1 protein-coding gene is annotated in these 26825 nt (G+C 70.7%); it reads left to right on the forward strand.

Features of this window, described 5'->3' with window-relative positions; translation table 11 throughout:
• Positions 1-26700, forward strand: a complete 26700-nt coding sequence (locus FND50_RS08275; RefSeq protein WP_144285410.1) for a non-ribosomal peptide synthase/polyketide synthase — start codon at positions 1-3, stop codon at positions 26698-26700.
• Positions 26701-26825: the final 125 nt, after the last annotated feature.

The following is a 26825-nucleotide window of genomic DNA, read 5'->3' on the forward strand; positions in this document are numbered from 1 at the left end:
GTGTGCCCAGGACAAGGTGAAGGACCCGTTCCGGGGGCGGGAGAAACGCGCCGCCCCGCGGACCTCCGTGTTCCGGGCGGCGGCGAACCGATTCCGCTCTCGGCGGCGCAGCGGGCCACGTGGTTCGCGCAGCAACTCGAACCGCAGGTCCCGATCTCCATCGCCCAGTACGTGGAGTTCCACGGTGTGCTCGACATCGACCTGCTCCGGCAGGAGACGGTGATAGCGGCCCGCGAGTTCGAATCACCTTTCCTCAAGGTGTACGACGTCGAGGGCCGGCCGCTGCAGTACGTGGACCATCGGACGGACACGTCGATCGCGTACGTCGACTTCCGTGCGGAAGACGACCCGGTGGCGGCGGCACACGAATGGATGGAACGCGATTACGTCACGCCGCTCGACCTGAGCGCCGACCGGCTGGTCGAGACGTCGATCCTGCAGACCGGTGACACGCACTTCCTGTGGTACAGCAGGATTCACCACGTCGCGCTCGACGGCTACGGCGCCATGACGATGCTGCGCCGCATCGCACACCGCTATTCCGCGAAAATCGCGGGCCGCGAACCGGATCCGAACCGGGCGGTGAGCCTGCGGCAGTTGTACGACATCGACAGCCGGTACCGCGCCTCCGAGCGTTTCGCAACCGATCGAGAGTACTGGGCCGCGCGGGTCGCCGGGCTCGAGGGCACCACGCTGGCGCGGACGGCGGGGCAGGTGTCGGCCACCAGCACGGTGGAGAGTGCCATCCTCTCGGACGACGTCGTGGCGGTTCTCGATTCCCGCGACAGCCTGTCTGCGGCGACCATCATCGCGGCCGCGGCGTGCTACCTGGCGCGACGTACCGGCAGAACCGATGTACTGGTGACGATTCCGGTGTCGGCACGCACCACGGCGGTGCTGCGCAATTCCGGTGGCATGCTCGTCAACGTGGCCCCGATGCCCGTCAGCGTCCGGGCCGACGACACCGTCGCGGAACTGATCGAGAAGGTCCAGCGTGAGCTGGTCGCCGCACTGCGACACCAGCGGTGCAGCCTCGACGACATCCGCCGCGACGCCGGCGACACCGCGACGACGGCACTGTACGGGCCGATGGTGAACGTCATGTTGTTCCGCCAGGAGGTCGCGCTGGGTTCGCTTCTCGGCGATTTCCACATCGTCACGTCGGGTCCGGTCGAGGACCTGCTGATCAACGTGTATCAGAGCGGCACCCCCACCAGGATCTACGTGGACTTCCGCGCGAACCCCAGCCGCTACGAGGACGCGGAACTGCGGGAGCACCATCAGCAGTTCGTCGAGTTGCTCGAGGAACTGGCCACCGCAGATCCGGCGTCCAGGGTGGGCAGCATTCACGAGACCAGTGCCCGCACCGGCGAACGACTTCTGCGCGAGGCCGAGGAAATCGAGTATTGGCGCCGGCAGCTGGACGGGTTGCCCGACTTCCTGCCGTTGCCCACCGACCGCCGCCGGCCGGCGAGGTTGTCGCCGGCGGGCGACCGGGTCACCGTGGTGGTGCCGGGGGAGTTGCACCGCCGCGTGGCCGCACTGGCCGACGCCGCCTGCACCACCGGCCGCACGGTGTTCCTGACGGCCCTGTCGATCCTGCTGGGCAGGGTGACCGGAAGCAGCGACATCGCCGTCGGAATCGCCGTGGACGTGGGCGATCGCACGGATACCGTGGTGGTGCGATCGCGGTACGCGAGCGAGGTGTCGTGCCGCGACTATCTGTCGCACGTCCGGGACGTCGCCACCGAGGCGGTGGCGCACACCGCTGTTCCGTTCGACCGGCTGGTGCGGGAGCTCGACGTGTCGGTGTCGGACGCGTACGCACCGATCGTCCAGGTGCTGCTCGACACCCGCGCGCCCGGCTCCCCGGGTTGCACCGTCTCCGGCCTCGACCTGTGCGTAACCGTGACCGAAGCGGTCGACGAGTCGGGGGCTCCGGCGGGTGTGACCGTCGAATTCGGTTTCGCCGCAGACCTGTTCGACGCCCACACGATCCGGGTGGCCGCCGAGCGGTACCTCCGCATACTCGGCGCGATGGCGGCCGACCCCGAGGTTCCGGTCGGAGACATCGAGATCCTGTCCGCGGACGAACGTTCCGCGCTGACACCGGTACGAGGACGCCCGGGTCGGTCCGAGCGCACTCTGCCCGATCTCTTCGCGGACGCCGCCTCGCTGGATCCGGTCTCGACGGCCCTGTCGCGGCAGGGCCAGGAGTTGTCGTACCGCGAGCTGGACCGGTGGTCGACGCAGGTCGCGCGAATGCTGATCGACCGCGGGGTGGGGCCGGAATCGTTCGTCGCGCTGGCACTGCCGCGCTCGTTCCGGTCGGTGGCGTCCGTGTGGGCCGTTGCGAAGACGGGGGCGGCATTCGTTCCGGTGGACCCGAACTACCCGCCCGATCGGATCGACTACATGCTCGCCGATTCCGGTGCGGTGCTGGGCCTGACGGAGGAGTCGCTGCGGGGACGCCTCCACGATTCTATTCCCTGGTGCGTGCTCGACGACCCGGACTTCCAGGCCGCCTGCGCGGCCCGGCCCGACAACCCGGTGACCGACTCCGACCGCATCCGGCCCCTGCACCTCGACAATTCCGCGTACCTGATCTACACGTCCGGCTCGACGGGGCAGCCGAAGGGCGTCACCATCACGCACCGCGGGCTCGACAACTTCGCGGCCGACCAGCAGGAACGTTTCGGCGCCACGAGATCGTCCCGGACGCTGCACTTCTCGACGCCGAGTTTCGACGCGTCCGTCTTCGAGTACCTGCAGGCGTTCGGGGTGGGCGCCACGATGGTGGTCGTGCCGCCGTCCGCGTACGGTGGCCCGGAACTGGCCGACCTCCTGCGGTCGGAACGTGTCACGCACGGCTTCGTCACCACGGCCGCGCTGGGCACGATCCCGCCGGATGCGCTGGGCGACTTCCTCGACGTGGCCGTGGGCGGTGAGGTCTGCCCGCCCGAACTGGTGGCCCGGTGGGCGCCGGAGCGCAGGCTGCACAACGCGTACGGTCCCACCGAAACGACCGTCATGGCGAACATCAGCGCACCGATGACCCCCGGTGACCCCATCACACTCGGCGGGCCGATCAGAGGCGCCGAGGAGGTGGTACTCGATGCCCGGCTCCATCCGGTACCCGTCGGGGTACCCGGTGAGCTGTACATCGCCGGTGCCGGTGTGGCGCGGGGCTATCACCGCCGTCCCGGTCTCACCGCGGCGCGCTTCGTCGCCGACCCCTACGGCCGCGGCCGGATGTACCGCACGGGTGACGTGGTGCGGTGGCGGCCCGACCACACGCTCGAGTACTTGCGGCGCAGCGATTTCCAGGTGAAGGTGCGGGGTTTCCGCATCGAGCTCGGCGAGATCGACGCGATTCTGCAGACACATCCGGACGTGCGGCTGGCCGTCACCATCGGCAGGCCGGGGCCGTCCGGGGACACGGTCCTGGTCTCGTACGTCGTCCCGGCCCCAGGCAGGCCGATCGAGACGACGGAACTGCTGCGACAGGTGCGGAACCGGTTGCCGGCGTACATGGTTCCCTCGGTCGTCGTGGTGCTGGACGAGATCCCGTTGACCCCGGTCGGCAAGCTGGACCGCGCAGCACTGCCGGAACCGCGGTTCCTGTCCGCGGCCGCCGAATTCAAGGCGCCTACCGACCCGGTCGAGGAATCGATCGCCGAGGTCTTCACCGAGGTCCTCGGCGTCGAACGGATCAGTGTCGACGACAGCTTCTTCGACCTCGGCGGCAATTCTCTCGTGGCGACGCGGGTGATCGCGCGCGTCAACGCGGCACTCGGATCGGACGTGGGTGTGCGAGCGTTGTTCGAGGCGCCCACCGTCGAACTGCTGGCCGCGTACGTTCGCCGTTCCGGTACGGAACTCGTGGACCGACCGCCCCTGGCCGTCGGGGAGCGGCCCGAACGGATCCCGTTGTCGCTGGCGCAGCAACGGATGTGGTTCCTCAACCAGTTCGACACGTCGTCGGTGGCGTACAACATCCCGATGGCCGTGCGCCTACTCGGACCTCTGGACTCCGACACGCTGCGGGCCGCGGTGGGCGACGTCATCGAGCGGCACGAGTCGTTGCGCACCGTGTACCCCGCGTCGGCGGACGGGCCGTACCAGGTGGTGGTCGACACCGCGGACGTCGTCCCCGACCTCACCCCGCACGTCGACGGCGACGAGTCGCTGCACGAGAGGATCGCGACCCTCCTCGCGGGCGGATTCGACGTGAGCGCGAAGGTCCCGCTGCGGGCGGCGCTGTTGTGGATCGGCCCCGACGAACACGTGCTGGTGATCGTGGTGCATCACATCGCCGCCGACGGGGCGTCGCTGGCGCCGCTGGCCCGCGACCTGATGGTCGCATACGCGGCACGCCGGTCCGGGACACCGCCGAGCTGGGAGCCGCTGCCCGTGCAGTACGCCGACTTCAGCGTGTGGCAGCGTCGCCTCCTCGGCAGTGCCGACGACGCGGACAGCCTCATGTCCCGGCAGTTGCAGTACTGGCGCGGTGTGCTGGCCGATCTCCCGGAGGTCAGCGCCCTGCCGCTGGACCGGAACAGGCCGGTGACCCGCTCGCTCGAGGGTGCGACCGCGGCGTTTGCGATCGACGCGGGCCTGCACCGGCAACTGCTCCTCCTCGCGCGCGAGCACCACGCAACCCTGTTCATGGTGATGCACGCGGCGCTGGCCGTGCTGCTGTCGAGGATGTCCGGATCGGGCGACGTCGCCATCGGCACCCCGATCGCGGGTCGTGGCGAGGCGGCGCTGGACGACCTCGTGGGGATGTTCGTGAACACGCTGGTGCTGCGGACTCCGGTGGAGTCCGGTGAGGTGTTCACCGACGTGCTGGCCCGGGCCCGCGACACGGATCTGGGCGCGTTCGGGCACACGGACGTTCCCTTCGAGAGCGTCGTCGACGAGCTGGCGCCTGGCCGGTCGACGTCCCACTCGCCGCTGTTCCAGGTGCTGCTCGAATTCCAGAACACCGTGCGCGCCCACCTCGAACTGCCGGGCCTGACCGTCGAGGCGGTCGACGTCGACCCGGGGGTCGCCAAATTCGACCTGCAGCTGTCGCTCGCCGAATACCACGACGAGAAGGGCACCGCCGCAGGTATGGCCGCCGCATTCCTGTACGCGACGGACGTGTTCGACCGGACGTCGGTGGAGGGGTTCGGGGAACGCTTCGTCCGGGTGCTGCGGGCGGTGGTCGACGACCCGGCGGCGGTGGTGGGGGACATCCCGGTTCTCGGTGCGGTCGAGCGCGACCTGGTGCTGGACCGGTGGAACCGTGCGGGTGTCCCGGCCGACGCACAGACCGTGGTCGAGTTGCTCGCGCGGGTGACCGCGTCGACCCCGGACGCCACTGCGGTCGTGTGCGGTGACGAGACGCTGACCTACGGCGAACTGGACGAGCAGGCGAACCGGTTGGCACGGTTGCTGATCGCCGAGGGGGTGGGAACCGAGTCGCTGGTCGCGGTGATGGTGGAGCGCACGCCTGCCCTCGTGGTGACGTTGCTGGCGGTGCTCGCCGCCGGCGGCGGGTACGTCCCGGTCGACACCAGCTATCCCGCCGAGCGGGTGGCAGCGATGTTCGAGGACGCGCGACCCGTCTGCGCCGTGGTGAGCGCGGAATTCGCGTCGCTGACGCCGACCGGGATTCCGGTGGTGGCGATCGACGATCCGGCGACGGCGCGTGCGGTGGCCGAACTGTCCGGGCTGCCGGTCACCGACTCGGACCGGTTGCGGCCGCTGTGGGCCGACACCGTCGCGTACGTCATCTTCACGTCGGGGTCGACCGGGCGGCCGAAGGGCGTCCAGGTATCACATCGGTGCGTTGTCACGCTGCTCGCCAACACCCGGGAGCTGTTCGGGTTCGACTCGTCCGACGTGTGGACGCTGTTCCACTCGTACGCGTTCGACTTCTCCGTCTGGGAACTGTGGGGTGCGCTCGTCCACGGTGGCCGGCTGGTGTTGGTCGACTACTTCACCGCACGATCGCCGGACGCGTTCCTCGAACTGCTGCGCCGGGAACGGGTGACGGTGCTGAACCAGACCCCCACGGCGTTCTACCAGCTGACGGAGGCCGATCGTGCGGCGAACGCCGTCGAGGAGATCGACCAGGCGCCACTGTCGTTGCGGCACGTGATCTTTGGCGGCGAAGCCCTCGACGTCGGGCAACTGGAGCGGTGGTACACCCGGCACGACGACCGGGACCCCGTGCTGGTGAACATGTACGGCATCACCGAGACCACGGTGCACGTCAGCTTCCTCGCCCTCGATCGTGCGCTGGTGGCGTCCGTGCCGGGCTCGGTGATCGGCGGCGGACTCCCCGGTCTGCGTGTCTACGTCCTCGACGGCCGGCTGCATCCGGTGCCGCCCGGGGTGGTGGGTGAGCTGTACGTGTCCGGCGACCAGGTGACCCGCGGCTATATCGGCAGGCAGGGTTTGACCGCGACGCGTTTCGTCGCCGACCCGTTCGGCCACCACCGGGCGGGGGCGCGCATGTACCGGTCGGGCGACGTCGTGAAGTGGGGTGCGGGCGGCCGGCTCGAGTACATGGGGCGCAGCGACTTCCAGGTGCAGCTGCGCGGGTTCCGGGTGGAACTCGGCGAAGTGGAGGCGGCTCTGGCCGCGTGCGCCGGGGTGGCGCAGTCGGTGGTCGTGGTGCGCGGCGACGACCGGGACGGCGACCGGCTGGTGGGCTACGTGGTCCCGGAGATGGGTGCGGATGTCGATGCGGCGGCGGTTCTCGACGCGGTCGGGGCGAGCGTTCCGTCGTACATGGTGCCGGCCGCGGTGGTGGTGATCGACGCCCTGCCCCTGACGGTCAACGGCAAACTCGACCGGAAAGCGCTGCCCGAAGCGGACTTCGGCACGTCGACGGTGGGGTTCGCCGCCCCGCGCAATCCGGTGGAGGAGATCGTCGCCGCCGTGTTCGCCGACCTGCTCGGCATCGTCCGGGTGGGGGCGAACGACAACTTCTTCGCGCTCGGCGGGAACTCGCTGACCGCGACCCGGCTCGTCGCCCGCCTCAACGCCGCGGTCGGCGACCGGCTGGGCGTGCGGGACGTGTTCGACGCCCCGACCGTCGCCGGGTTGGCCGCCCGCGCCGAGGCCGGGGAAACCAACCTGGAATCCCGGCCGGCGCCGACCCCGCGGGATCCGTCGCGGGAGGTCCCCGTCTCGCTCGCACAACAGCGGATGTGGTTCATCAACCAGTTCGACACGGCCAGTGCGGCGTACAACGTCGCGATCGCGCTCCGCCTCACCGGCACGCTCGACACGCAGGCGCTGGAAGCGGCCGTCGCCGACGTCGTCGAGCGCCACGAATCCCTCCGCACCGTCTTCCCCCTCACCGACAGCGGTCCGCGGCAGGTGATCCTCCCGGCGGAGAAGGTGGCGCCCGCTCTCACACCGCACGCCGTCGAGTCGGCGGACCTCGGCGCGGAACTCCACCGCCTGCTCTCCGCAGGGTTCGACGTGACGACGGAGGCACCGGTGCGGGCCCGGCTGTTCGGGGTGAACGAGCACGAGCACGTGCTGGCCGTGGTCGTGCATCACATCGCGGCGGACGGCTTCTCGATGGTTCCGCTCGCCCGCGACGTCCTGTCGGCGTACACCGCGCGGCGCCGCGGCACCGCGCCGGACTGGACCCCGTTGCCCGTGCAGTACGCCGACTACACACTGTGGCAACGAGACTGGCTCGGCGACGAACACGCAGACGGTTCGCCGCTCGCCCGCCAACTCGACTACTGGACCGCGACACTGGCCGACCTCCCGGATGTGCTGGAACTGCCGACGGACCGGCCCCGCCCGGTCGCCCGCACCCTGGGCGCGGGCCGCGTCGAATTCGAGATCGACCCGGACCTCCACCGGAGCGTCGTGCAGCTCGCCCGCAGGCACGGATCGACCGTGTTCATGGCCCTGCACTGCGCGCTGGCCGTCCTGCTGTCGCGGCTGAGCGCGTCGGACGACATCGCCGTGGGCACCCCCATCGCGGGCCGCGGCGAGGCCGAGCTCGACGACCTGGTTGGCATGTTCGTGAACACCCTCGTGCTCCGGACCCCCGTCGACGGCGCCCGCACGTTCGCGGAGCTGCTCGCGCAGGTCCGCGAGGCCGATCTGGGGGCGTTCACGCACGCGGACGTCCCGTTCGAACGTGTCGTGGAAAGCCTGCGTCCCTCCCGTTCGACGGCGTACTCGCCGCTGTTCCAGGTGATGCTCGAATTCCAGAACACCGAGCGCCCCGAGCTGGAGCTGCCGGGCCTCCATGTCGAACCCCTCGACCTCGCGTTCGACACGATCAATTTCGACCTCCAGCTGACCCTGCGGGAGAACGCCGACGCCGACGGTCATCCCGGGGGCCTCAGTGCGGCGCTCGGGTATGCCACCGACATCTTCGACGCGGACACGGTGGCCGCGTTCGCCGAGCGCCTGGTCCGGATCCTGAGCGCCGTCACCGAGTCCCCGGACGCCCCGGTCGGCGACGTCGACGTCCTCGGCGCCGGCGAGTGGGTCGCACTGACGTCCGCGAGCGGGGGCCCCGGCGTGGCGGCTCGGACGCTGCCGCAGTTGCTGACGGCCGCCACCGCCGCGGACCCGGACGCCGCGGCGCTGTCCTTCGAAGGACGTGAGGTGTCCTACCGGGAACTCGACGAATGGTCGAACAGGCTCGCCCGGCTCCTGATCGAGCGCGGCGTCGGCCCGGAACAGGTGGTGGCTCTGGCGCTGCCGCGGTCGATCGAATCCGTGCTGGCGGTCTGGTCGGTGGCCAAGACCGGGGCCGCGTTCCTGCCGGTCGACCCGAATCATCCGGCCGAGCGCATCGAGTACATGCTCGGTGACTCGGGCGCCGTCGCCGGTCTCACCACGGCCGCGTTGCAGTCGGCCCTTCCCGCGTCGATCCCGTGGCTGGTGCCGGGCGACCCCGGAACCGAGGCCGAACTGGCGCTGCTCCCGGCAGCGGCGGTGACCGACACCGACCGCACGTCGGCGTTGCACGTGGACCACCCCGCGTACGTCATCTACACGTCGGGATCGACGGGCAGGCCGAAGGGTGTGGTGACCACGCACCGCGGTCTGGCGAATTTCGCTGCGACGGAGCAGAACACGTTCGACACGACCGCGGCGTCCCGCACCCTGCACTTCGCGTCGCCGAGCTTCGACGCCTCCGTACTGGAGCTGATGCTGGCGGTCGGGCCGGGCGCGACGATGGTGATCGCGTCCCCGTCCGTCTACGGCGGCGAGGAGCTCGCGGATCTGCTGCTGCGCGAGCGGGTCACGCATTGCTTCGTCACCCCGGCAGCGCTCGCCTCGGTCGATCCCGCCGGCCTCGAGAGCGTGCGATGCGTGGTGACCGGCGGCGAGGCCTGCCCGCCGGAACTGGTGGCCCGCTGGGCGCCGGGCCGGGCCATGTTCGACGCGTACGGCCCGACCGAGTCGACCGTCGTGTCGAGCATCAGCACCCCGCTGGCGCCGGGCGAACCGGTCACGATCGGCGCGCCGACGCTCGGGTTCACCGAGGCGGTCCTCGACGCGCGGCTGCATCCCGTACCGGCGGGGGTCGCGGGGGAGCTGTATCTTGCCGGCCCCGCGCTCGCACGCGGCTATCACGGGCGACACCCGCTGACTGCGGAACGCTTCGTGGCCAACCCCTTCGGGCCGGCGGGCAGCCGGATGTACCGGACCGGCGACCTCGTGCGCTGGACGGTGGACGGGCAACTCGACTACCTGGGGCGCACCGACTTCCAGGTGAAGATCCGCGGATTCCGGATCGAGCTCGGCGAGGTCGAATCGGCGCTGCTCGCGCACGGCGACGTGGCGGCGGCGGTCGCCGACGTGCGCCGGGACGAACGGTCCGGCGACCGGCTGATCGGGTATGTGGTCCCCGAACCCGGAGCGGACATCGATCCGGGCGAGGTGCTGCAGTTCGCGGGCACGCGGCTCGCGGCGTACATGGTGCCCGCCGCCGTCGTGGTGATCGCGGCGCTCCCGGTGACGGTCCACGGCAAGCTCGACCGGAAGGCGCTGCCGGAACCGGACTTCGGTATCGCCGTCACCGACAGTCGTCCGCCGCGCACCGAGACGGAGGCGCTGCTCGCCGGTCTGTTCCGGGACGTGCTGGGACTCGAGTGGGTGGGTGTGGACGATTCGTTCTTCGCGCTGGGCGGCGACAGCATCATGTCGATCCAGCTGGTGGCCCGCGCGAAGGCAGCCGGCCTGATTCTCTCCCCGCGGGACGTGTTCGAGCGCAGGACCGTCGCCGGTCTCGCCGAGGTGGCACACTACGAGCGCGCGGATACCGTGGTGCTGGAGGAACTTCCCGGCGCCGGCGTCGGCCCGGTTCCGCTGACACCCGTCGTCGCGTGGATGCTGGGGCGCAGCGGCGGCCGGCTGGACCGGTTCTCCCAGGCCGTGCTGGTCACCGCGCCGCCCCGGCTCACCCGCGACGATCTCGCCGCCGCCGTCGACGCCGTGCTGGACCGCCACGACATGCTCCGCGCGCGGCTCGCCGTCGACGAGGCGGGGCAGTGGGCCATGACGGTGCTGCCGGCCGGATCGGTGCCTGCCGACGCGCTGATCCATCACGTGCCCGTGACGTCGTTCGACCCCGGTGACTTCGATGCGGTGGCGAGGGCGGAACTGAACGCGGCGGCGGACCGCCTGGACCCCGCCTCGGCCAGCATGGTGCAGGTGCTCTGGTTCGACGGTCCCGGCGGGCAGGGGCGGTTGCTGCTGGTCGCGCATCATCTCGTGGTCGACGGCGTGTCGTGGCGGATCCTGATCTCGGATCTGGCGGCGGCCCACACCCGCGTCGCCGAGGGTTTGCCCGCCGCGCTGGCTGCCGTGGGAACGTCGATGCGGCGGTGGTCGCACGGACTCACCGAGGCCGTGGGGTCCCGGCGCGCCGAAGCTGTCCTGTGGCAGTCGATCCTGGACGGCCCCGATCCGCTCGTCGGCTCCCGGCCGCTGGATCCCGCAGTCGACGTCGATGCCACGACGGGCCGCGTCACGGTGGAAGTACCCGCACACGTCACCGAGGCACTCCTCACCACGCTGCCCGCCGCCTTTCACGGCACCGTCGGCGACGGCCTCCTCACGGCGCTCACGCTGGCGATGATTCGGTGGCGGCGCCGTCGTGGGGTCGAGTCGGCCGACGTGCTGATCAACCTCGAGGGTCACGGACGCGAAGACCACGTCGTGCCCGGCGCCGACCTGTCCCGCACCGTCGGGTGGTTCACCACACTGTTCCCGGCGCGACTCGACCTCACCGGCATCGGCGTCGACGCCGCCCTCGCCGGCGACGACGCGGCCGGGTCCGCGATCAAGGCGATCAAGGAACAACTCCTCGCCACCCCCGATCACGGCATCGGCTACGGGATGCTGCGGTACCTGGATCCGGTCGGCTCGGAGGCACTGCGCCGATTCCGGCCACCGCAGGTGAGTTTCAACTATCTCGGCCGGGTGGCGACGAGCGGCGGCGACGTGCCCTGGCTGCCCGTCGCCGGCAACGGGGACCTCGGCGGAACCCAGAACTACGACATGCCCGCCGCCTGGGTCGTGGACGTCAACGCCGCCACCACCGCCCGGGACGGCGCCCCGGTACTCACCGCGACGTGGTCGTACCCCACGGGTGTGCTGGCCGCCGAGGACGTGGAAGAGCTGTCCGCACTGTGGGTTCGGGCACTCACCGCCCTGGCCGACCACGCGAGCCGTCCGGGCGCAGGCGGGCTGACGCCGTCCGATCTCGATCTGGTGTCGGTCGGGCAGACAGACATCGACCGGTTCGAGAGCACCTACTCGGACGTCGCCGACATCTGGCCGTTGTCACCGCTGCAGGCCGGTCTGCTGTTCCACGCGCAGCTGTCCGAGCATCGCCTCGACGCGTACCAGGTGCAGCTGGTCCTCGACCTGCGCGGCACCGTCGACTCCGCCAGACTCCGCCGCGCCGCACAGGGCCTGCTCGACCGGCACGCGAACCTCCGGGTGGCGTTCGCCGACACCGGTGGCGGACCGGTCCAGGTGGTACTCGCGAGGGCGACAGCGCCGTGGACCGACGTCGACCTGTCGGATCTCGACGACACCCGGATCGCGACGGAGGCGGCGGCACTCGTCGCGGCCGACCGCGCCGTCCCGTTCGAGATGTCCGAGGCGCCGCTGCTCCGATTCACGTTGCTGCGCACCGCCCCCGACCGGTACCGGCTGGTCGTGACCCATCACCACATCCTCCTCGACGGATGGTCGACGCCGCTGGTGATCAAGGACCTGCTCGTCCTCTACGCCACCGACGGCGACACGACCGACCTTCCCCGCGTCACGTCCTACCGCGACTACCTGCAGTGGATCGGCAGGCAGGACCACGAACGGTCCACGGCCGCCTGGGTATCCGCCCTCGCCGGCTCGGACGAGCCGACGTTCGTGGCGTCCGCGGCGCGCGGCGAGCAGAGCTTCGCCGAACCCGAGGACGTGCGACTCGACGTGGGCGAGGAGAAGACCCGGGCGCTCGAGGCTCTCGCACGGGAGCACGGGCTGACGATGAACACCCTCGTCCAGGTGGCGTGGGGGCTCGTGCTGACCACGCTCGGCACCCGCGAGGACGTGGTTTTCGGAGCCACGGTGTCCGGCCGCCCACCGGGAGTAGCAGGCATCGAGTCGATGGTGGGGCTGTTCATCAACACGGTGCCCGTCCGGTTGCGCCTGCGCCGCGAGGAGACGCTCGCCGAACTGCTGCAGCGTTTCCAGCGTGAACAGTCCGCCCTCCTCGATCACCACTACGTGGGACTCACCGAGATCCAGCGCGCCGTGGGCGTGGGCGCCGTGTTCGACACGCTGACCGTGTTCGAGTCGTATCCGGTGGACCGCATGGGGTTGTCGGAAGACACCGACATCGACGGCATGCACGTCGCCGGGATCGAGGGGATCGACTCCACCCACTACCCGTTCACCCTGATGGCGCACGTCGACACCGGACTGCACCTGCGACTGCGGTACCAGCCGAACGTCTTCCAGAGCGAGTTCGCGGAGTCGGTGGCGGCCCGCGTCGCGCGCGTCGTGCAGATCCTGCTGTCGGACATCGACACACCCATCGCCCACCTCACCCTGCTGTCGGAGGCCGAACTCCGGGAGTACACCGCGGTGTCCGGGGCCCCCGCCGGCCCGCCGAAGACCCTGCCCGAGATCCTCACCGCCTCGGCCGGGAACCGGCCGGAGACGCCCGCGCTCGTCTTCGACGGACGCGAGACGAGCTACCGGGAACTCGACGAGCGGTCGAGCGCGCTGGCCCGCGTCCTCGTCGAACGCGGTGCCGGGCCGGAGACGTTCGTGGCGCTCGGGCTACCCCGCTCACGGGAATCGGTGCTGGCCGTGTGGGCGGTCGCGAAAGCGGGCGCGGCGTTCGTGCCCGTCGACCCGAATTATCCCGCCGACCGCATCGAGCACATGCTGGCCGATTCCGGTGCGGCACTGGGTGTGACGACATCGGCACACCGGCACCGATTGCCCGGTTCCGTGCCGTGGCTGGTGCTGGACGATCCGGCCTTCGACCGCACGTGGGCCGCCGCATCGTCGGTCCGCGTCACCGACCTGGACCGCCGGTCGGTGCTCGACGTCGACAACGCCGCATACGCCATCTATACGTCCGGGTCCACCGGCAGGCCGAAGGGCGTCGTCGTCACCCACCGCGGTCTGGCGAACCTGCTCACCGAACAGACCGAGCACTACACCGTGTCGCCCGACTCCCGGTGCCTGCACATCTGTTCACCCAGCTTCGACGTGGCGATACTCGAACTCGTCCAGTCGTGTGCGGCCGGGGCGACGCTCGTCGTCGCTCCTCCCGACGTCTACGGCGGGGCGGAACTGGCCGCGCTGCTGCGGCGCGAACGCGTCACCCACGCCTGCATCACCCCGGCCGTCCTGGCCACCGTGGAGCGCGATCGCATCGAGCACCTCGAGGCGCTCGTCGTGGCCGGCGACGCCGTCGGTGACGAACTGGTCGCCGCGTGGGGTGCGGATCGGGCGATGTTCAACGGGTACGGCCCCACCGAGGCCACCATCCTCACCACGTTCAGCCGGCCGATGAGACCGGGCGAGCCGGTCACCATCGGGAGCCCCGTCCGGGGCATCGCGCTGTCGGTCCTCGACGCGCGGCTGCAGCCCGTTCCGGCCGGGGTGCCCGGCGAGCTGTACATCGCGGGACCGGCGCTGGCCCGCGGATACCACCGCCGGCCGGCGCTCACCGCGGAGCGGTTCGTCGCCGACCCCTACGGCGGCGGCCGGATGTACCGCACGGGCGACGTCGTGCGGTGGCGTCGCGACCACACCCTCGAATACCTCGGGCGCAGCGACTTCCAGGTGAAGATCCGCGGTCAGCGCGTCGAACTGGGGGAGATCGATTCCGTTCTCACCACCCACCCGCACCTCGACTTCGCCGCGACCCTCGGCAGGCCGGGCCCGCTGGGGGACACCGCACTGGTGTCGTACGTGCTGCCGCACGACGGCGAGGAGGTGACGGCGCCGGACGTGCTCGCGTTCGCGGGCCGGATCCTGCCCAAATACATGGTGCCCGCCGCGGTGGTGGTCCTCGACGAGATTCCGCTGACCCCCGTCGGCAAGCTCGACCGGAAGGCGCTGCCCGCACCGGAATTCACGTCGGCGACCATCGGGTACCGGGCGCCCACCACTCCGGTCGAGGAGGCCGTCGCGCAGGTGTTCGCCGACGTGCTCGGTGCCCCGCGTGTCGGTGCGGACGACAGCTTCTTCGAACTCGGCGGCGACTCGCTCAGCGCCACCCGGGCGGTGGCGCGCATCAACTCCGCCCTCGACGCCGGGATCGGCGTGGCCGCACTGTTCGACGCGCCCGTCGTGGCCGATCTGGCGGTCCGGATCGACTCGGCGGCGGCGGCGACCGCCCCGTCGGTGGCACTCGCCGCACGACCGCGCCCCGACCGGATCCCGTTGTCGCTGGCGCAGCAACGCATGTGGTTCGTCAACCAGTTCGACACGTCTTCGCCTGCCTACAACATCCCGATCGCTCTGCGACTGACCGGAGTCCTCGATCACGCCGCTCTGCTCGCGGCGGTCGGCGACGTCGTCGAACGGCACGAATCGCTGCGCACCGTGTTTCCCGGGTCGGTGGACGGACCGCACCAGGTGATCGTCGATCCCGGGCGGGCCACCCCCCACCTCGATCCGGTGGCCGTCGCCGGTGACCGTGCACTGCGGGACGCCCTCGCAGCCCTGATCGGCACCGGTTTCGACGTGAGCGACGAGATCCCTTTCCGCACAAGTCTGTTCGAGCTGGAGCCCGAGCAGCACGTCCTGGCCATCGTGGTGCACCACATCGCCGCCGACGGGTTCTCCATGATGCCGCTCGCCCGCGACGTCATGCTCGCGTACACCGCCCGGACCGTGGGGGACACCCCCGGCTGGACTCCGCTGACGGTGCAGTACGCCGACTACAGCGTGTGGCAGCGGAACTTCCTCGGCGCGGTCGACGACCCGGACTCGGTGCTGTCGAGGCAGCTGGGCTACTGGACGGACACCCTGTCCGGTGCGCCCGAGGTGCTGCAGATCCCGGTCGACCGGCCGCGCCCCGCCCAGCGGTCGTACCGCGGGGACGTCGTCGAGTTCGAGGTGCCGGCCCGGCTGCACCGGGCGTTGAACACGATCGCGGCCCGACATAATTCGACGCTGTTCATGGCGGTCCATGCGGCGTTCGCCGTCCTGCTGTCCCGGTTGTCGGGCACGGACGACGTCACGATGGGAACGCCCGTCGCCGGTCGCGGGCAGGCGGTGCTCGACGACGTGGTGGGCATGTTCGTCAACACGCTCGTGCTGCGAACGGTGGTGGATCCGCGGGCGTCGTTCGGTGAGGTACTGACCGAGGTCCGGGCCGCGGACCTCGGTGCGTTCGAGCATGCGGACATCCCGTTCGAGCGGCTTGTCGACCACCTCGCCCCCGAACGATCCACGTCGCACACCCCACTGTTCCAGGTGCTCATCGAGTTCCGGAACGCGGAGGGCACCCACCTCGAACTGCCCGGACTCACCGTCGACTCGCTCGATGTGGACCTCGGCGTCGCGAAGTTCGACCTGGAACTGAGCGTCGCCGAACAGATCGACACGGACGGCGCACCGGCCGGACTCGCTGCCGGACTGCGGTTCGCGACGGACGTGCTCGATCGCGGCACCGTGGCGCGGTTCGGGGACCGGTTCCTGCGGGTGCTGGAATCGGTCGCCGCTGCCGAGGGGCTCCCGGTGGGCGATATCGAGATCCTGGACAGGGTGGAGCGGGATCTGGTGCTGCCGGCGCTCGCCGAGCCCGCCGCGCCGGACGCGACCCTGGCGGAACTGTTCGAGCGGGCCGCGCAGCGATCCCGCCACGCGACGGCCGTCGTGTGCGAAGGCGTCTCGCTCACCTACGACGAGCTGGACAGCCGGGCGAATCGTCTGGCGCGGTTGCTGATCGCGCGGGGCGCCGGCCCCGAGACCCTGGTGGCCGTCGCCGCGGCGCGGTCGGTGGATCTGGTGGTGGCGCTGCTCGCGGTGGTGAAGTCGGGCGCCGGCTATGTGCCCGTGGACGTCACGTACCCGGCAGAGCGGCTCGCGTTCGTGTTCGCCGACGCCCGGCCCGTGTGTGTGCTGACCACCGAGGCCGAATCCGGCGCGGTCCGGGCGAGCGGGGGCCCGCTCCTCCTCGTGGACAGCGCGGAGACGGTGGCCGAACTCGACCGTACGTCGCCGCTGCCGGTGACCGACGGCGACCGTACCGGACCGCTGCGCCCGGACTCGGTGGCGTATGTCATCTACACCTCCGGCTCGACGGGCCGGCCGAAAGGCGTTCAGGTGGCGCACCGCAACGTCGTCACCCTGTTCGCGAACACGCAGCCCCTGTTCCGGTTCGATGCCTCCGACGTGTGGACCATGTTCCATTCGGCGGCGTTCGACTTCTCCGTGTGGGAGTTGTGGGGCGCGCTGCTGCACGGCGGCCGGCTGGTGGTGGTCGACTACTTCACGACCCGCTCACCCGACATGTTCCTGCGACTGCTGCGGGACGAGAACGTCACCGTCCTGAATCAGACCCCCACCGCCTTCTACCAACTCGCCGAGGCGGACCGGGTCACCGGCGCCGCCGAACTCGCCCTCCGCGTCGTGGTGTTCGGCGGCGAAGCCCTCGACCTGGGGCAGCTCACCCGCTGGTACGCGCGGCGCGTCGACACCGCCCCGGCGCTGGTGAACATGTACGGCATCACGGAAACCACCGTGCACGTCAGTCATCTGCCGCTGGACGAGGAACTCGCCGCATCCGCCTCGGCCTCGGTGATCGGCTGGGCACTGCCCGGCCTGCGCGTCTACGTGCTCGACACCCGCCTGCACCCGGTGCCGCCGGGAGTGGTCGGGGAACTCTACGTGTCGGGCGCGCAGGTGTCCCGGGGTTATCTGGGCCGGTTCGCGCTCACGTCGACCCGGTTCGTGGCCGACCCGCACACACCCGGATCGCGGATGTACCGGTCCGGCGACCTCGGCCGGTGGAACACGGACGGCCAGCTGGAATATTTGGGCCGCAACGACTTCCAGGTGCAGGTCAAGGGTTTCCGCATCGAGCTCGGTGAGGTGGAGTCGGCGCTCCTCGACTGCGACGGTGTGGCGCAGTCGGTGGTGTCGGCGCGGCGCGAACGACTGGTGGGCTACGTGGTGCCCGAGGCGGGCCGGGTGCTGGACCCGGCCGGAATCGTCGACGCGGTCGCCGACAGGCTGGCGGCGCACATGGTGCCTGCGACCGTGGTGGTGCTCGACGCCCTGCCCCTCACGGTGAACGGCAAACTCGACCGACGAGCGCTGCCCGAACCGGACTTCGGACGGCAGGTGTCGCTCGGTCGTGCCCCCGCCACGGAGACGGAGCGGATCCTGGCCGCGCTGTTCGCCGAGGTGCTCGGCCTCGAATCGGTGGGTGTCGACGATTCGTTCTTCGCGGTGGGCGGCGACTCCATCATGTCGATTCAGCTCGTCACCCGGGCGAAGGCGTCCGGGGTGGTGATCACCCCGCGGGACGTGTTCAAGCGCAAGACGGTTGCCGCACTCGCGGAGGTCGCGACCGCGGGGGAGGAGACCGTCACGCTGGAGGAGTTGCCCGGCGGCGGCGTCGGCGAGTTGCCACTGACCCCGATCGTGCACTGGATGCTGGGCAGGGACGGCGATTTCCGGCGGTACTCCCAGGCCGCGCTGTTCACGACCCCCGCCGCACTGGACGAAGACACGCTGACGGCGGCGATGCAGGCCGTCCTGGACCGGCACGACATGCTGCGCGCCCGGCTGTACCGCAGCGACCGGGCCGAGCGGGGTGCGGCGATGGTGGTCGCACCGCCCGGCTGGGTGCGGGCGACCGCGGTGGTGCGCACGGTGCCGCTCGACGCCGCGGACTCGTTCATCGAGGCCGCGTCCCGCGAACTGGACGCCGCCGCGGGCCGGCTCGACCCGGAGTCGGGTGTGATGGTGCAGGCGGTGTGGTTCGCGAGCAGCGCGACACCGGCCGCCGCGGGACGGCTGCTGATCGTTGCCCATCACGTGGTGGTCGACGGGGTGTCGTGGCGCATCCTCGTCCCCGACCTCGCCCTCGCCTGCGCTCAGGTGCTGTCGGGTGAGCCGCCTACCCTGCCCGGCATCGGCACGTCGATGCGCCGGTGGGCGCACGCCCTCACGGATGTGGCGCAGAAGCCCTCTCGCACAGCCGAACTCGACCTGTGGCGGCGGATGCTCGACACCCCGGACCCGCCGCTCGGGTCGCGGCCCCTCACCGCAACCGACATTCAGACCTCCGACGTCGAGGTCCGGGTTCCCGTCGAGGTGACGGAGGCGCTGCTGACGACGCTTCCCCAGGCCTTCCACGGGAGTGTCGGCGACGGACTGCTGACGGCGCTGGCGTTGGCGCTCGTCCGCTGGCGCCGGGCGCGGGGCATCGAGTCGTCCGGCGCGCTGGTGAATCTCGAGGGGCACGGTCGTGAGGAGCAGGTGGTGCCGGGCGCCGATCTCGCCCGCACCGTCGGCTGGTTCACCACGATCTTCCCGGTGGGCCTCGACCTGGGCGGCGTGGACGTCGACGACGCGTTCGCGGCCGGCCCCGCCGCCGGTGCTGCGGTCAAGGCCGTGAAGGAGCGGTTGCAGTCGATCCCCGACCACGGCATCGGGTTCGGGCTGCTCCGTTACCTCGACGCCGAGACGGCGCCGGAGCTCGCGGCCCTGCCGAGCGCGCAGGTGAGTTTCAACTACCTCGGCAGGCTCGGTTCGGGTTCCGCGGCGGACGGCGACTGGACGCCGGTCTCCGACGCGGGGCTCGCCGCCGTCGCGCAGTCCGGGCTGCCCGCGGCGGCCGTCGTCGACGTGAACGCCAGGACCACCGACACCGCCGCCGGTCCTGCCCTCACCGCCACGTGGTCGTTCCCCGTCGGGGTGATCGCCGCCGACGACGTCGGCGAACTCGCTGGGCTGTGGGTCGGCGCGCTCGAGGCCCTCACCGCGCACGCCCGGTCCGGTGGCGGCGGCTTCACCCCGTCCGACCTGAGCCTCGTCCGGCTCGGCCAGAGCGCGATCGACGACCTCGAGCGCCGCTACCCGGCGATGACCGACGTCTGGCCGCTGTCGCCGCTGCAGGCGGGCATGCTGTTCCATGCCGAACTGGCCGACGAATCGGTGGACGCCTACCTCGTCCAGCTGATCCTCGACCTCGGCGGCGACGTCGATGCGGAACGACTGCGCCGGGCCGCCGGCGCCCTCCTCGACCGTCACCCGAACCTGCGCAGCGCGTTCTGTCACGACACCGAGGGCGGGGCCGTGCAGGTGGTTGCGGGCAGGGTTGCCGTGCCCTGGCGGGAGATCGACCTGAGCGGACTGGACGAGGACGCGGCGACCGCCGAGGTCGAGCGACTGCTGGCCGCCGACCGGACCACCCCGTTCGACATGACCACCGCACCGCTGATCCGGTTCCTGCTGGTGCGGACGGCCGCCGGCCGCTGCCGGCTGGTGTCGACGAACCACCACATCCTGCTCGACGGCTGGTCGATGCCGCTGATGATCCGGGAACTGCTCACGCTGTACGCCACGAATGCCGACCTGGCGCCGCTGCCCCGGGTGCGGGATTACCGCGACTACCTGGCGTGGATGAACAGGCGCGACACCGGTCTGTCCGCGCGGGCCTGGGCGGACGCACTCGCGGGGGTGGAGGAACCGACGCTGCTGGTCCCCGCCGACCGGGCTCGGCAACTGTCGACCGTGTCGCGGGAGTGGGTGTTCGACCTCGACAAGGACCGGACCGACCGGCTGCGCGAATCCGCGCGTGCTCGCGGGCTCACCCTCAACAGCATTCTGCAGACGGCATGGGGCATCGTGCTGGGGATGCTCACCGGACGCGACGACGTCGTGTTCGGCGCCACCGTCTCCGGCCGGCCGCCGGAACTCTCCGGCATCGAGACGATGGTCGGGCTGTTCATCAACACCGTGCCGGTGCGCGTCACGCTGCGTTCGGAGGAGACGCTCGGCGCGTTGCTGGAGCGGGTGCAGGCCGAGCAGGCGGCGATGCTCGATCACCACTACACGGGTCTCGCCGAGATCCAGGACGCCGCGGGTCCCGGCGTCGGGTTCGACACGCTCACCGTGTTCGAGTCGTACCCGGTGGACCGGGCTGGGCTGTCGGAGGACACCGACATCGCCGGGCTCCGCGTGACCGGCGTGGATGCCCGCGACGCCGCCCACTACCCGCTGAGCCTCGTCGCGTCGGCGGCGGCGAGCCTGCACCTGAAGTTCGAGTACGTTCCCGACCTGTTCGCCCCCGGCGCGATCGAGGACATCGCCGAGCGGGTGGTGCGGGTGCTCGACGCCTGCACCGGACCCGACGTGCCGCTCGCCCGGCTGTCGCTGCTCACCGAGCGCGAACGGGCGGAACTGGTACCGGTCCGCGGTGGTCCGGCCGGCTCCGTCCGCACGCTCCCGCAGATCTTCACGGACGCGGCCGCCGTCGACCCGGATGCGGTCGCCCTGTCGTCCGGCGACGTCGAGGTGTCGTACCGGGAGCTGGACGAGCGGTCCACCCGGCTCGCCCGTGCTCTGATCGACCGCGGGCTCGGCCCGGAAACGTCGGTGGCCGTGGGTATCCCACGCTCGATCGAGTCCGTGCTGTGTGTCTGGGCGGTGGCCAAGACCGGGGCCGTGTTCGTACCCGTCGACCCGAACTATCCCGACGAGCGCATCACGCACATGCTCACCGATTCGGAGTGCGCACTCGGGCTGACGACGTCCGAGCATCGCGCCCGCCTGCCCGAGACCACCGACTGGCTGGTGCTCGACGACCCCGCGTTCGTCGACGAGTGCGCGGCCGCATCCGCGGCACCGGTCGACGACGGCGACCGCAGGGGACCGGTCACCCTCGACACGGCCGCATACCTTGTCTACACGTCGGGGTCCACCGGCAGGCCGAAGGGCGTGACCGTGACGCACCGCGGTCTGGACAATTTCGCGCGCGACCAACTCGCCCGCTTCGGGGCGGACCCCGCATCCCGGACGCTGCACTTTTCGACACCGAGCTTCGACGGATCCGTATTCGAGTACCTGCAGGCGTTCGGCGCGGCAGCGACGATGGTGATCGCGCCGACCACGGTATTCGGCGGCGACGAACTCGCCCAACTGATCCGCGAGCGGCACGTCACCCACGCATTCGTCACCACGGCGGCGCTCGCGTCCCTCGACCCGGCGGGGCTGGATCACTTCACCGACGTCGTCGTCGGCGGCGAGGCCTGCCCACCCGAACTCGTGAACCGGTGGGCGCCGGGACGCCGGTTGTACAACGGGTACGGACCGACCGAGACCACGATCATGTCCAACATCAGCGATCCTCTGATCCCGGGGGAGCAGATCACCATCGGCGGACCGATCCGCGGTGTCACGGAGTTGGTGCTCGATTCCCGGTTGCAGCCCGTCCCGGTCGGGGTTCCCGGGGAGTTGTACCTCGCCGGTGCGGGACTGGCGCGCGGCTACCACCGGCGCCCCGGGCTGACGGCAGAACGGTTCGTCGCCGACCCCGCCGATCCCGGGAAGCGGATGTACCGCACCGGCGACATCGTGCGCTGGACGCCCGAGCACACCATCGAGTACCTCGGCCGCAGCGACTTCCAGGTGAAGGTGCGTGGGTTCCGCATCGAACTCGGCGAGATCGACACCACCCTCATGGCCGACTCCGACATCCGGTTCGCGGCCACGGTCGCCTACCGCGGACCGGCCGGGGACACACTCCTCGCGTCCTACGTCGTGCCCGCGCCCGAACGTGCTCTCGATACCGAGACGATCACCCGACGGCTCGCGGGCAGACTGCCCGCCCACATGGTTCCGTCCTCGATCACGGTGCTGGACCAGATCCCGCTGAACGCCGTCGGCAAATTCGACCGCAAAGCCCTGCCCGCACCCGAATACGACGTCGGCACGCGCGAATACCGGGCACCCGCCGATCCGGTCGAGGAGATGGTGGCCGAGGTCTTCGCGGAGGTCCTCGGACTCGACCGGGTGAGCGCGGATGCGGGATTCTTCGACCTCGGCGGCAATTCACTGAGCGCGACCCGCGCGGTGGCACGCCTGCGCGCCGCACTCGGCACCGACATCGGCGTGCGCGCGTTGTTCGAGGCGCCCACCGTCGAGGCGTTCGCCGCGCGCATCGAGCACGCGGGAGCGGGTCCGTCCGGCCGTCCCGCCCTCACCGCCGGGGACCGTCCCGACCGCATCCCGCTGTCCTTCGCTCAGCAACGCATGTGGTTCATCAACCAGTTCGACACGAGTTCGCCCGCCTACAACATCCCGATGGTGGTGCGGCTCACCGGCGACCTCGACGTGGATGCGCTGACCGCCGCCGTCACGGACGTCGTGACCCGGCACGAGTCGTTGCGCACCCGCTTCCCGCTCCGCGACGGCGAACCCGTCCAGGAGATCCGCGCGCCCGCCACCCCGATGCGCGCGCCGACCCCGGTCGCGGACGAAGGCCTCCTCCGGGAGGAGCTCACCCGGCTGGTGTCGGCCGGCTTCGACGTCGCCGCCGCCGTCCCGCTGCGCGTCGCCCTGTTCTCCCTCGACCCGACGGATCATGTGCTCGCCGTGGTGGTCCACCACATCTCGGCCGACGGCTTCTCCATGGCACCGCTGGTGCGGGATGTGATGATCGCGTACGAGTCCCGCGTCCACGGTCGCGCTCCCGCCTGGACGCCGCTGCCCGTGCAGTACGCCGACTACACACTGTGGCAACGCAGGCTGCTGGGGTCCGAGGACGACCCCGGATCGCTGGTCTCGCGGCAACTGGCCTACTGGGAGTCGGCGCTCGCCGGGCTGCCCGAACTCCTCGAACTGCCTGCCGACCGTCGGCGTCCCGCACAGCAGTCGTTCCGGGGCGACCGGGTGCGCTTCGCGATCGACCCCGGCCTGCACGAGCGGATCCGGACGGCGGCGCGAGAGTACCGGTCCACCGAATTCATGATCGTGCACGCCGCACTCGCCGTTCTGCTCGGCCGGCTCGGCGGCACCGGGGACGTGGCGATCGGCACCCCGATCGCCGGCCGCGGCGAGGCGGCGCTCGACGACCTCGTCGGCATGTTCGTCGGCACGCTGGCGCTGCGCACCCCGGTAGCGGCGGGACAGCCGTTCCGTGACCTGCTCGCTCGGGTCCGCGACGCCGACCTCGGTGCCTTCGCGCACGCCGACCTGCCCTTCGAACGGGTGGTGGACGCAGTCGGACCGGTGCGGTCGACCGCCCACTCGCCGCTCTTCCAGGTGTCCCTCGAATTCCAGAACACCGAGAATCCCGCCTTGCGGTTGCCGGGGCTGACCGTCGAGGGGCTCGATCCCGACCTCGCCGTCGTGAAGGTGGACCTCGAGGTGATCCTCGACGAGCGGTTCGCAGCGGATGGCAGCGCTGCGGGCATGGTGGGTGCGATCGACTACGCGACCGACCTGTTCGACGCCGGCACGGTGCGGGGGTTCGCAGAACGGTTCGTGCGCATCCTCGACACCGTCACCGCCGAACCCGGTGTTCCGGTCGGCGACATCGAGATCCTCGGCACCGACGAAGTCGCGGCGCTCACCCCGGCGCGCGGTGCGCCCGACGCCCCGAATGTCCTGCTGCCGGAACTGCTCTCGGCCGCGGTCGAACGAAACCGGAGTGCCGACGCGGTGTCGTACCGGGGCCGGACGATCAGCTACCGCGAACTCGACGAATCCTCCAACCGGTTGGCGCGCCGCCTGATCGAGGACGGTGCGGGTCCGGGAACGACCGTCGCTCTGAGCCTGCCGCGCTCGATCGAATCGGTGCTGTCGGTGTGGGCGGTCGCTCGAACGGGCGCGGCGTTCCTGCCGGTCGACCCCGGGTATCCACTCGACCGCATCGAGCACATGCTCACCGATTCCGGGGCGGTGTCCGGGGTGACCCTTCGGGCACACCGAGATCGGCTGCCCGGCACCGTGAACTGGATCGTTCTCGACGACGCCGAAGCCGAGGAGCGGATCCCGGTGCAGTCGCCTGCCCCCGTCACCGATGCGGACCGGACGGCGCCGCTGCACGAATCACATCCCGCGTACCTCATCTACACGTCCGGATCCACGGGTGTCCCCAAGGGAGTGGCCGTCACGCACCGCGGCCTGGCGAACCTCGCCGCGGAGGAGCGCGACCGTCTCGCCGTCACACCCGGCGCCCGGGTGCTGCACTTCGCGTCGCCGAGTTTCGACGCCTCCGTGTTCGAACTGGTCATGGCATTCTGCGCGGGCGCGACGCTGGTGATCGCCCCGCCGACGATCTACGGCGGCACCGAACTGGCCGGACTGCTGAGCGACGAGCGGGTGTCCCACGGATTCGTCACCCCGACCGCACTGGCGTCGATGGACCCCCTCGGCTTCGAGTCGCTGCAGACGCTGGTCGTGGCCGGCGAAGCCTGTCCACCCGAACTCGTCGCGCGGTGGGCGCCCGGCCGCAGGATGTTCAACGCCTACGGTCCGACCGAGACGACGATCATGTCGAACATCAGCGAGCCGCTGGTGCCGGGCGATCCGATCACGCTCGGCGCACCCACCCGCGGCGTCTCCGAGGTGGTGCTGGATTCGCGGCTGCGCCCGGTGCCGGTCGGTGTGGTCGGTGAGCTGTACGTGTCGGGACGCGCCCTGGCGTCCGGGTATCACCGTCGGCCTGGACTGACAGCGTCCCGTTTCGTGGCCGCCCCCTGGGGTGCGCCGGGCGAGCGGATGTACCGCACGGGAGACGTGGTGCGGTGGCGCCGGGACGGCACTCTCGAGTACGTCGGGCGCAGCGACTTCCAGGTGAAGATCCGCGGGTTCCGCATCGAACCCGGCGAGATCGACGCGGCACTCACCGATCATCCCGACGTCGGGTTCGCCGTCACGATCGGCCGTGCCGGGCCTGCCGGGGAACCGCTGCTCGTGTCCTATGTCCGTCCGATCGGCGGCGCGGACCTCGACACCGCGGAACTCACCCGTCTCGTCGGGGAGCGTCTGCCCGCCCACATGGTGCCCGCCGCGATCGTCGTGCTCGACCAGATTCCGCTGACCCCGGTGGGCAAGCTGGATCGCGCCGCACTGCCCGCACCCGAGTTCCTGTCGGGCGCTCGCTTCCGGTTGCCCGCGAACGACCTCGAGGCGGCAGTCGTGGACGTCTTCGCCGAGGTGCTCGGACTCGACCGGGTGGGGGCCGAGGACAATTTCTTCGAGAGGAGCGGCAACTCCCTGCTCGCCACGAAGGTGATCGCCGCTCTGCAGGAGAGACTCGGGCGGAAGATCCCGCTGCAATGGATGTTCCTCGACCCCACCCCGGCCGGCCTCGCCCGCAGGATCGCCCTGCCGTCGGCGGAGGGCGGTGTGACGGAGGCGCTGGGGGTCGTGATTCCGCTGCGCACCGAGGGCGCCGGACGACCGCTGTTCTGCGTCCACCCGGGAATCGGGCTCTCCTGGGGGTATGCGGGTCTCGTCCGGTATCTGCCCGCAGACCGGCGCGCGTACGGACTGCAGTTGCCCACGATCAGCGGGGACGGCGACTACCAGTCGATCGAACAACTCGCGCACCGGTACATCGAAGAGATGAGGGTCATCCAGCCGGAGGGACCGTACGACCTGCTCGGCTGGTCGCTGGGCGGGGTCATCGCGCACGCGATGGCCGTCGAACTGCAGAGGGCAGGCGAGGAGGTCGCCACCCTCACGGTCATGGACAGCTATCCCGACAACGGCGAGGATCCGCTGTTCGGGAAGCTCGACATGCGGGATCTGCTCCGCGGCCTGGGGCTCGTCGTCGCCACCGACGGCGAGCTCACGTACGAACGCGCGGCGCAACTGCTGAACGAATCGTGGGGCAGCGACTCCGGGCTGCGCGGCGAACACCTCGAGCGAATCAACGCCGGATACGAGAATTCGCGAAACCTCGTCCATCGGTTCGAGCCACAGGTCTACGATGGCGAGCTGCTGATCTTCCCCGCGACCGGCGACGACGACGGCACCACGCGCGCCCGGTCGGCGGACGAGTGGCGGCCGCTCGTGACGGGTCGAATCGTGGAGCATCCGGTGGGCTGCGGGCACAACGACATGATCGAGCCGCAGTCCCTCGCCGTCATCGGGCCGGTGCTGTCGAGGTATCTCGAGGCCGGTCGCACCCGTCGCCGCGAGAACCGAATCCGCTGAACGGAGCCGCGCCGCTGTGCGACGATGGGGTCTGTGCGCCCTGTTGACGGCGAACGAATTTTCTGGGGGGCGGGGAAAAGCTACCGCCTCCCGCATTCGCGAGCCAGGATCAGGACGCGGTCACG

Origin of the sequence: Rhodococcus sp. WB9 (assembly GCF_007558985.1) — a bacterium.
Lineage (GTDB): Bacteria > Actinomycetota > Actinomycetes > Mycobacteriales > Mycobacteriaceae > Rhodococcus_F > Rhodococcus_F opacus.